Here is an 11,451-nt window from a genome sequence, read left to right as displayed (position 1 = left end):
GTCCTTCCTTACCCGATGAACACGGTGCTGACGGCCATGACCGTTCCGGCCGGAAGATCGGCGGGGTCGTTGCAGGTGGTTGCGCTGTCACCGGTTCGTGCCGCAGGTTTTCCGTTGATCATGACCGTGGCACTGCCCATGATGATTTCGCCCTTGTTGGACGGGGGCGACTGGAACGGCCCGCCCTGCGGGATATGCGGGGGGGTGTTGCTGGCCTTGGACCCTTGCGTTGCGGCCGCCATGCCGCCGATATTCACATCCGACGACAGCCCGTCATCAATGATGCCCACAAAAGGGTGCGGCAATGGCGTGGGGATCGGTCCGCCGGGTGAGGGGATCATCACGATATGGGTATCAGTCGCGATGATCTGGTCACCTTGTTTTGCGCCGGGTTGGCCCATGGGTTTCGTCCTTTGTCAGTTCAGGTTGATGACGGCGCCTTTGACGTCCATCGTGCCCGAGGATTTGATTTCTGCGTTTGCGCCAGCCTCGACCGCCAGATTGGCACCAGCCTTGAGGGTGATGTCGCTGGCCGCTTCAAGCGTCAGGGCGCCATCGCCGGTGATGGTGATATCGCCGCTGTCGGTCAGGGTGATCTGCCCGCCGCCCGTCTGGATTGTTGCCTCGCCTGCGTCACCGTCCAACGTCATTGTCCGGTCGTCCAACGTGGCCGAAATTGTGCCGTCGGTCAGCGTCAGAACCGGACCAGAAGGAAGGGTCACGCTCCAACTGCGCGATCCGTTCTGGCCAGCCGTCTGGCGGGTGTCGATCCGGGCATCATCGGCGCCGTCATGAGGCAGTTTCAGCAGGGCCTCACCCGCGGCAATCTCGGGCGGGCTGACCGCGTCTGAAAAGACCAGTCCGCTGATGATCGGCTGGTCGGGGTCGCCGCCGATAAATGTCAGTACAACGACGTCACCGACAATGGGCGGGGCGACATGGCCCAGATAGGCGGTGGTCAGGGGGACCTTTTCGTAGATCGCGTCGGTGCCCTGTAACTTGATGTCACAGGCATATTGGTTCAGCCCGGTTGCGTCGGGCAGGTGCACAACCTCGACGATCCCAAAGGCACTTTGGGTCTGGCCGCGCATTTCAGTTTGCACGACTTGCCGGATCAGACCAACCAGATCATGCATCACAGCGCCTCCAGATCGGAAAACCGGTATTGGGCCAGAAGGCCAGAATGGGCGGAAAAGCCAAGCTCCAGCGCTTCAAGCCGGGCCAGCCTGATTGGCAGACCGTTTTCGTCCGGCAACAGGGTAACATCACTCGGTGACAGATCCTCGGGAAGAGGGGTGGTGATTGCGATGCCAGACCCGCGCGCGCTGCGCCGCTGTTTGGCCGCCAGTTGCGCCAGCGTGGTGTCGGCAAGGGTCCGGATGCCGGCAATATGATGGGTCCGGGGGGCATCATCGGGGCCGGATGCAATCAAGGACGGATCCGCCAGGGGCAGGGTGCTGGCACCCGGGCCAGCCGTCCCAAGGGCGCCTGCGCCAATCACGCGGACATCGCCCGGTTCGTCACCGGCAACCGCATCAACGCTTGCTTGCCGGGCGCGATCAAGGGATGCAGGCGCGCCGGGAACCGGTAGCGCAATGGCCACGGTTGCCAGTTCGCCGGATGTCTGGCTGGTCAACAGAAGGCCGGACATGCGGGCCAGGCGTTTGGCGTGATCCAGCATTGTGGCATCACCACGCAGAACCATATGCGGGATCGTGGCACCGGGGAGGATTGTGGCGGTCGGTACGTCTGCGGTGCTGCACAGGTCGGAAATGATCTGACCGGCGGTCGTGTTGCCATAGCTTTTTGCGACCATGGGGATATTCATCCGGCCAGCCCGTTCCAGAATGCTGACGGCCGTATGATCCTGCCCCGTACCGCGCCAGGCGACATAGCCATTCATGACGGCAAAGCTGTCATCGCCCTGGGTGATGCTGATATCCACGATTGCACCGGGTTCCGGGGCGCTGACCCCTTTGGGCAAGACAATATTCGCCCGGCCCACAGGATGGGCAAGGCCCCGGTCCAGCCGCATGCTGCGGACCGGAACCGGGTCACTGGCGCCGTCAAACGCCAGACCTATGGTGACCTTAGCGGTCATTGTTTCCCACAGGACCGATGGTCAGGGCCTTGTTGAGCATTTCGATGGATGAGGTCGCGTAGGCCGCAAACACCGTATAGGCCCCGCCAGCCGCAATTGCGGCACCCACGGCACGCAAAGGTTCCAGCGCGTCATCGGCATCCACATTGGCATTTGCGGCTGCATTGATGACCCCTTCAATGGCCGGGATGAAGCCAAAGTTGGGGTTGTCACGGCCGCCGCTTGCCGGCTCGTTCAACTCGTTGAATGCGTCCACGCGGTCCTGCACCCCAAGCTCGTCATTCAGGGCAGCCGCATCGGTCAGGACCTCCTGGATTGCGTCAGTTGCCGATTTGATCGCATCATTGATCGCACCGTCGCCCTGCAGCCCGTCAAACAGCCGGTCGATGGCGTCTTCCAGGTTGTTAGTGACTTCCAGTGCCTCCATTGCGGGCGCAATGCCCGCTGCATGCGCGACCGGATCGGCGACGTCGGTCGTTGGCCAGATCAGAGTAGGGGCAAAACTGCCGCCCGTGATCACGATATTCAGCTCGTCCAGCGCATTGGATATTGCCTGACTGCGCGCGTCCAGCAGGTTGAAAAGTTCGGTTCCGGTAGGCATCGTTCAATTCCTTTCTTGATGAGAAACCAGTACTAAAATGACTATTTTGCTGATGATGCGACGGTGCCCATCGCGCTCAGGAGGGGTTCAAGTTCTAATGCACCTTCGACAAAATTCTTGGCATCTTCGAGCACGTCCAACGCCGCATTGACGGAGTCGAGCGCCCCTTGCGCGGTGCCCAATGCATCTGCAAAAGCACCCGTGTTCGCCAGCGCGTCAGCGACATTCAGATCACCCAGATCCTGCAGGAAATCTGCAGAAAACCCGCCGATTGTCGGCTCGGGCGGGGGGACGTAGCGCCGCAATGTCATCGCGTACATATACCCGCCGTTCAGATGCCCCGACTGGACCACATCGAGCCGGGCAAGCAGTGTTTGTTCGACCTCTGTTGCGACGGACGCGCTGGACACAAAATCCAGCGGGGTCCCATCGCCAAACGCGGCGCGCAAATCCTCCAGCCGTTGTCCGGCATCTTCGCCATGGGCAATACCGCGGATCGTAATTTCGGCGGCGGCCTCGCCCATATCCTGGATCAGGTCACCATCCCATCCGGGGATCGGATGTGCGGCCAATTTGCGGCTTTGACTGACCTCGATATCAAGAACCTTGTCGAGTTCCAGATCGCCGATAAGAACGGTTTCCTGCATTACCAGCCCTCCCCATCGGTGCCGAGACCATGGCGCCGCAGATCATCCGTCAAAATGCGCGAGAGTGCGGCGCGAAGCCGTTGATCAAACATAAAGTCATCGTCGGTTTCAGCCCGGTCGGCGGATTGTTTGTCCGGTGCCGAAACGGAGGCATTGGGCCGGATCCGTTCGCGCGGCAGATAGGCGTCCAGTTGCGCAATGGGCGACAGGGACGACGTTGCATCGGGCGATGTGGTCCGGATCGCCATTACACTGGGCGCTTGCCCGACGGGACTGACCGGAAGAGTAGGGTCGGCCACGCGCCGAGGCAGCTGATCAGATGTGGCCGAACCACCCAATCGCGCGTGAGAGGTGCCGTGAGCGGTGGCGTCAGATTGCCTCTGTAAATGGAACGTGCCTTCAAACGGATACGTCATCGTTGCGCGCCGCGATTGGGCATTGCGCAAAATGGCTGCGAGGACGGTGTCGGGTGAATTGGGCACGCGCGGCGTGGTGGCCGTCGCATCAGCGTTCATGCGCTGCTGCAATAGAGATGGTGCCGCATCCGTCGTTGCACCGGGCATATCAGCGCCCGTTGTCGCAGTTTGTGTTGGTGCATCCATGCTGCCGCTGATGGCGGGTGCAGGGTGCATGGGCGCATCCCGATCAAGCGGCAGGGGGTGCGGTGCATCGTCCTGATCGCTGACCAAACGCAATGCCGGCGGGCGTGGGGCTTGTCCGGTTAACCTGTCGGCGCGGGCCGGCATGTCGGCAGGCGGCTGCGTCCGTGTTGTCTGGGTCGTGCGCTCTGGTGACGGGGCAGGCGGCTGAACGTGCTGCGTCTGGAAGACTGCGCTATCAAACGGCATGCCGTCCTGTATGTCGGCAGCCGAGGCAACCGAATGACGGCGGGCTTGTCCGGCTGCAGCGACAGGCACAAGGCTGTCGAGGCTCAGGGCCAGCCGATGACCCAAACGGGCGCGGATATGGGCGCGAAACTCAGTCATCATGCACAACGATCCGGGTGACGCGGTCGTCCTCTGGCATCGGGGCAGCATTGGCAACGGGTTGCGCTGCTTGCAGCAGGCCTGCGGCGACATTCAGGCGGCGGGCGGTTGTTGCAGGCAGTGCCATGGCCTGTTCGGGTGTCATCCCGAATGTCAGGCAAAGTGTTGCAAGCTCCAGATCCGGATGGGGTTTGCCCGCCTGGGCAAAGGCGGTGATTTCGTCTTCCTTGCCTGCGTCCGACAGGGTGCGGGCGGCATTGACCAGTGCCTCACCCAAGGCCAGGGGCAGGGCCATCAGGTCGGCATGGCGAAGACGATTCCCGTCGCCCACCGTGACAGATGCGGCAACAAGCGCCACCTCGTAGGCCGAGGCGTCAATTTCGGGCTGCCCAAGATGCAGGCCCATATTGCGGGACAGGCAGGCGTTGCGTTCACCGAATGACAGCGGCCGCAGGTGATATTGACCCATTTGGCAATGGATTGTGATTTCGCCTGTCGCAGGGTCCGTTTCCTGCCGGATGTCCAGCGCGGCGGTTGCATCCTGCAGGGCTGCGCTGCCTTCTGCGACCAGGTCGTCGGCCAGATCGGCGGGCAGGTCGTCAATGGAACCCAGCGTGCTGGTCCGGCCATCTTTTGTGACGGTCACGGAACTGGCGATCCAAAGGCGTAATAGCCGCGTTATGTCGGCCTGATCTGCGGCATCCATACCCCTTGATGCACGATCAAGGATGGTCAGCCACTCGCCCCAATCGGGCAGGCTGATCACATAGGTGATGCCATCGCGGCTGATCTGCCGGGGCTCGGACATCGCCGCCTTGCCCATTAGCCTGCGGACTCGCGTGTTGCGGTAAAGTCATACAGGGTCTCGGCGGTGCCACCGACGCCCATCGCGAAACGCTTGCCATGGGCATAGCATTCCTGCAGCGAGATGACGTTCTCGACCTCGCCATCTGGGCCGTCAAAATTGGTCGAGATAACGATCTGAAAACTTTGGTTATTGGCGAATTTCTCTTCGACAGTATCAAGCGCCGACTTGGCCTTGATCACCCCGGTGACCTTGGTGGTTCCAAAGACGACCCCGATCCGTTCAGCCTCGCCTATCGCCGCGATATCGGCGGTGGGCCTGTCAGTCACAAAACTGATATCCTGCAGTCCCTCCATCGGTTCTCCGTCGATGAGCACCTTGGAGCGGTTGGCGCTAAGTATCTTGGGCATGGGCAATCCTTTCCTGTGCGCCGCAGATCATGCGGCGCCGTCACTTGCTGAAGCTGTTGGTGGTCAGGGCCTTTGGTTAAAAGGCTTTGACGTTCAAAGTGGCATAGATGAAATCAATGGCGCGGACGGGGCGGACCGCGATACCGATCCGAACGATCCCGGCGGCTGCCTCGGCGTTGGTTGCGGTCACTTCCACCTCGTAGGGCGGCGACAGACCATCGGCTGATGGCACCAGCGCACCCTCGCGGAACATGGCGTTGAAGGCCTCGTCAATGCGCTGACGCAGGGCCGAGCGCTGGGCCTGATTGTTCAGCAGACCGACATAGTCGATGGCGATGTTCTGAACGGTCCGCACGGCCCGGTCGGCTGTGCGCTGCACGTTGATCTGTTCCTGACTGGTTGCGATCCCCTTGATCACGGCAACCCCTTTGCGCGGCAGCTTGTCCACTGGCAATAGCCCGGCGCGCAACAGCGCGCGCAGATCACCATCGGTGAAGTCGAAATTTGGCGCCACAATCCCGCGCAGTGTCTTGTAGGTCGGGGACCGGAAATATTGCTGCCCGGATACAAGACCGGCAACAGCGCCAACCGTCCCAAAAGGTGCGGTCAGCACAAAACGGTCAGATGTCAGCACACCGGCCATCGTGCGGGCCGCGTCGATATCTGGCCGGGCCGTACCATGTGGCACGATCTGGCCAAAGCCGATACGGTTCTGCGCCTTCCGGCTCATCGCCTCGCAATGCGAGATCACGGTCGAATAGAGTTCGGTTGCAATTGTGGTCGAGCTGATCAGGTTGGAGGCGATCACCATGTCGATCTGCGGCTGTGTTTCTAGGCGCTCCAACGCGGCGCTATATTCCGCGACGGTTGCTTCTTGCCCGTTGATCAGGGGCGTCGGGGCAGCGGTGGCATTTGTGTTTTCGGGCATGGCGCTGCCGCCACCTGCGATAAAGGCCGGAATGACGGGGGCCATCCGGATCAGGCCGCTTTCCCCGTTGATCACGCTCATGAAAAACCGCGGATCGCTGGCCTGGGTTGAGAGATTGCGGAATGTCTCGGCGGCGCGGTTATTCGCGACAGCGGCGTCCGACGTGTAGATGAAAACATCAACCGCCTGCGCGCTGCCTGCACCCTTCGAGAGGAAACGAACACGCAGATCATTGCCCCACCGGCCAGCGGCACGGGCCGTCACAGCCATCTGTTCGACCCGGGTGTCGCCGCCAGCGCTGGTCTGGCTAACCGGGATCGTTGCGGTGGCTGCCACGCCAGCCGTTGCCGGAAGGGCCGCAACGATCACCGCACGCAGCCCATTGGCAAAGGCCAGCTCAACCTCGGGCATCGAGGTGATCGAGCCTGCGCCGAACAAATCGCGGAACTCCTGGATCGTGCTTAATTCCCGCAAAGGTTGATCCGTGTTTGCAATCTCGCAGGGGCCCACAATGCCCAAAGTGCCCGCTGCAGCAAGGCCGCGCGGGACGAGTTCTTTGACAACGGTGATTTCAACGCCGGGAATCGTAAGCATGAATAATGCCTTTCTTTGAAAATTGTCGCCGCCGCAGAAAAAATGCGGCTGAAAGAAATAAATTGTTGAATTGCGGCGATGCTGCGCCCGGTCACAGACAAGTCATAGTCGGGTTTTCCTGACTTGATTTGCCTCTAGACCATTATGATTCGTTTCGAAAAAGCGCCACAATTCAAGCGGTTGCGTACCGCAGAACTATTCGCGCAAAAGTGGCGCATTTTTCATGAAATGGGCTGTCTGTGCGCCGGATCACACTGCCTGCGGGCCGGTTTCCGTGTCGGATCACGGTCCGTCAGAAAATTTTTCGATTCGAATGGTTAACAATCAGAGCGTGTATTTCGCTATTCGACCGCGGCAATTTCTACAGGATAAAGTCGTCGGCGGTGATGCCCGTGACGCCCCCGAGGACAATTTGCAAATCTGCAATGCCATCGCCGTTCCGGTCCGCTTCGACGATGCTGTCGATACCAATTTCGGTCACCCAGATTTCACCGGGGGCAGGTGTTGGCAGATCAACAAACGTAAACGCCTGATCGCCCGCTTCTGCGCGGTTGGCGTCTATGTTGCTGAGGTCGATCAGATCAGTGCCAATTTCGAAATCGAGGATCGTGTCGCGCCCTGTGGTGGTTGCAAAACTGTCGCTGATAAAACTGAAAACGAATATGTCGGCGCCTGCGCCACCTTCAAGACTGTCGCCGTCCATGCCGCCGTCAAGCCGGTCATCGCCTGCGCCGCCTTGCAGAATATCGACGCCGCGGCCGCCAAATAGGATATCGGGGCTGCCTTGCCCGGTCAGTGTGTCATTGCCGGTGCCACCATATAGCGTGCCGCCAGCAGTGATTGTGTCATCGCCGCTATTGCCATGAATGACATTGGCGCCGGACGTATCGGTGATGATGTCATGGCCGCCATTGCCGGAAATCGCATCTGCCCCAACGCCGCCATCAATCTGGTCCACACCCGCACCGCCGGAAATTTGGTCGCGTCCGGCACCGCCATTGATGGTGTCATCGCCATGGCGTCCATCAATCCGATCATTCCCGCCGGCTGCGTTCAAGGTGTTTGCTGCATGATTGCCAGTAATGGTGTCATTGCCGTTGCCTGACCGGGCGTTTTCGATAACGACACCGATTGCAATGGTAAAACCGCCCCGAATGCCATTCGCCGCCGACACGAAGCCGCCGCCGCCGATCTCGTATTCAAGCGTCGCCGCGCGTAGATCAATCACGGTATTTGCCGTGCTGGTCGAGACGATTTCGTCAATACCGCCGGCATCCCATATGCTTGCCCAGCCGGTGCCGGAAGCGTTTGCGCTGGCAAGTGTGTAAGTGTCGTCGCCGGTGGCTGTGTCCATATTGGCGCCGTAGAGATACTGCATTGTCGCAATATCAAGCGCCATGGGCTGATATTCGAAACCGTATTCCACCGTATTGTCGGCATTCGGAAAACGCTCTGAAAAGCCCGTATTGTAGGTCATGGCGGTATACAGGCCCTGATTGAGGTTGTACGCGCCATAGTCCCCGCTGTCCGAGGTCACATCGCGCAGAATTTGGGAGTTGCCCCCATCGTCATGCGGATGGGCAAGGCCAAGCCCGTGCATCAATTCATGCAGGATGGTCACAAAACCATAACCGCCCTGTTCCAGTCCGCCACCGGGGGTATCATCCCACCCATAGCCTAAGCGGTTGAACATGCCCGTCGACGGTTCGTCATTGAGCGGTGTGTAGAAAAACCCCAGCAAGTCCTCGTCGCGCGGTCGGTTTTGGACCTGATCATCATCAATAATGATCCGGAAATCGGCTTCGCGCGGGTTTGTTGTGACCTCGAAATTGATATTCGCAACGGCCGCGAGGGCGTCAAAAGCAAGTTGAAACTGCTGTTGTTCGTATTCTGTCCAACCATCCGAAACATAGCCGCCCGCATCGTTGTAAGTCGTTCCCAGAGGCGCGAAGTAAACAGCGATATTTGGGTCGTTCCAGCGGGTCCCCCACTGGAGTGTCTGCAAAAGCGGCCTGGCGCCCGGCGTCACCGTTAACTCGTAATCACCAACCCCTGCATCAAAAAATGCAGCCGCTGACAGGAAATACTGCTCGCCGGGTTGTGCCAGGAATGTAACTTGGGATTCGAGTAGAACACCGTCAACGATATCGTCATCCTCGGTCACCAATCGGCCTGACGAGTCGAATACGCGAAGATAGGTATCAATAATCTGATCAGATGCGAGGTTCACCTGCACATATTGCGCAGTGTCCACCGAGAAACGAATCCAGTCACGGTCACCGTCAACCTCGAGGCTGTCGGAAAAAGTTTCATTCATGGACACCACCGCTGTGGTTGTCGCATTTGCAGGAATATCTGGCATAAACAGGTTTTCGTATAGGTGAATCGGTAAGCGTGTCTATATTAACGGAATATTAACAAGAGATCGCAGCAACAATAAGGCATTTTTGGGTGCCCTAACGTAAACGTGTTCCCTTATTCCGTGACAATAAACGACCCCGCGCCGGTATAATTCAGGTCCGCGCCGCCGACGTCGTTAATAACGTTCAGCGAAACCACTCCACCCAATTCTTCGGCGTTGGGTCCAAAGAAATCGCCCTCAACGGTTGATATCGACGAACAGTTCGGCGCCGTCCCGCATTCGAGGATGCCGGCAAAGCCCGTGTTGTTCAGGTCTGTGATATTTTCGTCCAGGATCAATGACACATCCACGGGTGTCGTCCCGGTCGTATATGTCCCTTCCAGCGTACCGCCAACGGTTCCGGTATCAAAGCCAACGTCAAATGTGACTGTTCCGGTCATTTCGGTGCCAAGGTCACCGACAATGTTGTCGACGTCGTCATAAACGATACCGGAGGCCGAAAAGCTTCCCGCATATACCGCAGTGCCGCGTATTCCACGGAAGTCCTCTATTGTGTCCGGATTGGTTTCGAACCCAAAGACGAAATGTTCTTCACCGTCATTAGCAAAGGGTGGGGGGCCGGGCTGCTGTGATCCGTAGGATATCAGGCTGATGGCGCCGGCATAGGTTCCGGCGGCGGTCGGGTCGAAGTTGATCCGAACGGTTTGTCCGTTCGACAACGTGCCTTCACCATTTGTAATCGTGACCGGCTCGCCGAATATTTCCACCTCGGCGGACTGACCGCTGGGCGGGTTGCTGAAAAAGCCGGGGCCAAAGGTAATCTGGGTGGGTCCGATAAAGGGATCTGCACCATCCTGCAGCAGGGCAGCACGGGCCGAAACTTCGACCGTTTCAGCCTCGTCAAGGCGTTGGCCCGCAAATCCGTAGTCAAGACCATTGGCACCTGGCAAGGCCCGGTTGGCTGGGCCGCCATCACCACCGCCGCCGCCACCGCATCCGGCAAGTGCTGCCCCGGCAACAATTACCAGACTTCTTGAAAAAGTTACGGCCATAGCGATACCCCATCAAACCTAAGGTGCGTCGGATATTGGGCAGCTTGGCTGCTGGCGCACGGAAAACAAACTAGCCCTACAGTAGACCACGCGTCAGGCTGCCTGCAAGCCGCTTGTTAATATAACGTTAATTTAAGCCGACGAGGCCGGTCGCCAGCGGGTGGCCCGCCGCTCGGCTAATGCGATGATCGTTCCTTCCAGAAACAGGACGAACGCAACAAAGCTGAATGCATAAGCCATCACATATCCAATTTCGAAAAGTTGGAAATACAGATGAATTTGAAAGCCGACCCCGTCGCTACGACCCAGAAACTCGACCACAAGCACGATTTTCCATATGATTGCCAGACCGTTACGTGTGCTTGACGCAATAAACGGCCACAGCTGCGGCAAGACCACATGCCGCAACCTGTCAGCGCGCCCCATGCCAAAGGCCTGCGCCATTTCCGCCAGTTTTGGATCAAGCGCCCGGGTGCCTTCTCTGATGGTCACAGCCACCATCGCGGTTTTGTTCAGGGCCACAGCGACGATGGCTGCAGTCTCGTTCAGCCCGATCCACAGATAGCACAGCACAATGACCACCAGCGCGGGAATGTTCAGAAATACCAACAGCCATGGGTTCAGCCAGCGATCCAGCCGTTCATCCCGACCCAATGCGATTCCGATGATCAGGCCAAGCCCCATGGCAAGCCCAAACGCGGCCGCAACACGCCAGATCGTGGCCAGCATATGGTGGGCCAGCGCCCCTGATGCGGCCTCTGACCGGATGATGGTCCAGACCTGCACCGGTGTGGGCAGGACCGTTGGATCAGCCCGAAGCCATGACAACACCACCCAAAACCCCAGCAGCCCCGCAAGCGAGACGGCAGCGACGAGACCATTAGTGTGCGGTTGGGTTTGCTTCATGGTCGCACAGTGTCACGAAAATCGCCCTGATCCCAATGGGTAAATTGCCGACCCATACC

Annotated in this window: 12 protein-coding genes; all 12 read right to left on the bottom strand. The window is 59.1% G+C overall.

All coding sequences use genetic code 11. From position 1 onward, the window contains the following. Positions 1-8 precede the first annotated feature (8 nt). Positions 9-401, bottom strand: a complete 393-nt coding sequence (locus tag AABB31_RS10675; RefSeq protein ID WP_373635733.1) for a PAAR domain-containing protein — start codon at positions 399-401, stop codon at positions 9-11. A 15-nt stretch (positions 402-416) separates the two neighbouring features. Next, on the bottom strand, positions 417-1,136 hold the full coding sequence (locus tag AABB31_RS10670) for a phage baseplate assembly protein V (protein ID WP_342078849.1): 720 nt from the start codon (positions 1,134-1,136) through the stop codon (positions 417-419). Further along, positions 1,136-2,101, bottom strand: a complete 966-nt coding sequence (locus AABB31_RS10665) for a hypothetical protein (protein WP_373635732.1) — start codon at positions 2,099-2,101, stop codon at positions 1,136-1,138. Before AABB31_RS10665 ends, AABB31_RS10670 begins: the two co-directional genes overlap by 1 nt. Beyond that, positions 2,091-2,702: a hypothetical protein gene (locus AABB31_RS10660; protein ID WP_342078158.1), complete on the bottom strand. Its 612-nt coding sequence runs from the start codon at positions 2,700-2,702 to the stop codon at positions 2,091-2,093. Before AABB31_RS10660 ends, AABB31_RS10665 begins: the two co-directional genes overlap by 11 nt. Before the next feature lie 41 nt (positions 2,703-2,743). Continuing rightward, the gene (locus AABB31_RS10655) at positions 2,744-3,349 is read right to left on the bottom strand and encodes a DNA circularization N-terminal domain-containing protein (RefSeq protein ID WP_342078159.1); all 606 of its coding nucleotides are present in this window, start codon (positions 3,347-3,349) and stop codon (positions 2,744-2,746) included. Next, positions 3,349-4,338, bottom strand: coding sequence for a hypothetical protein (locus AABB31_RS10650; RefSeq protein WP_342078160.1), 990 nt, complete (start codon positions 4,336-4,338; stop codon positions 3,349-3,351). Before AABB31_RS10650 ends, AABB31_RS10655 begins: the two co-directional genes overlap by 1 nt. Then, positions 4,328-5,143 (bottom strand): hypothetical protein, encoded by an 816-nt coding sequence (locus AABB31_RS10645; RefSeq protein ID WP_342078161.1) that lies wholly within the window; start codon positions 5,141-5,143, stop codon positions 4,328-4,330. Before AABB31_RS10645 ends, AABB31_RS10650 begins: the two co-directional genes overlap by 11 nt. Before the next feature lie 14 nt (positions 5,144-5,157). Beyond that, positions 5,158-5,550: a hypothetical protein gene (locus AABB31_RS10640; protein ID WP_342078162.1), complete on the bottom strand. Its 393-nt coding sequence runs from the start codon at positions 5,548-5,550 to the stop codon at positions 5,158-5,160. Positions 5,551-5,626: 76 nt separating this feature from the next. Continuing rightward, positions 5,627-7,072, bottom strand: coding sequence for a phage tail sheath subtilisin-like domain-containing protein (locus AABB31_RS10635; protein ID WP_342078163.1), 1,446 nt, complete (start codon positions 7,070-7,072; stop codon positions 5,627-5,629). Between the two features lie 361 nt (positions 7,073-7,433). Next, positions 7,434-9,389, bottom strand: a complete 1,956-nt coding sequence (locus tag AABB31_RS10630; RefSeq protein ID WP_373635731.1) for a M10 family metallopeptidase C-terminal domain-containing protein — start codon at positions 9,387-9,389, stop codon at positions 7,434-7,436. Positions 9,390-9,547: 158 nt separating this feature from the next. Continuing rightward, complete coding sequence (locus tag AABB31_RS10625) at positions 9,548-10,486, bottom strand: transferrin-binding protein-like solute binding protein (protein WP_342078165.1); 939 nt, start codon at positions 10,484-10,486, stop codon at positions 9,548-9,550. Between the two features lie 132 nt (positions 10,487-10,618). After that, the gene (locus AABB31_RS10620) at positions 10,619-11,392 is read right to left on the bottom strand and encodes an ABC transporter permease (protein WP_342078166.1); all 774 of its coding nucleotides are present in this window, start codon (positions 11,390-11,392) and stop codon (positions 10,619-10,621) included. Positions 11,393-11,451: the final 59 nt, after the last annotated feature.

It is taken from the genome of Yoonia sp. SS1-5 (genome assembly GCF_038443705.2).
In the GTDB taxonomy this organism is placed as follows: Bacteria; Pseudomonadota; Alphaproteobacteria; order Rhodobacterales; family Rhodobacteraceae; genus Yoonia; species Yoonia rhodophyticola.
The sequence above is the reverse complement of the archived record's forward strand: the minus strand, read 5'-3'. Positions and strand labels throughout refer to the sequence as shown.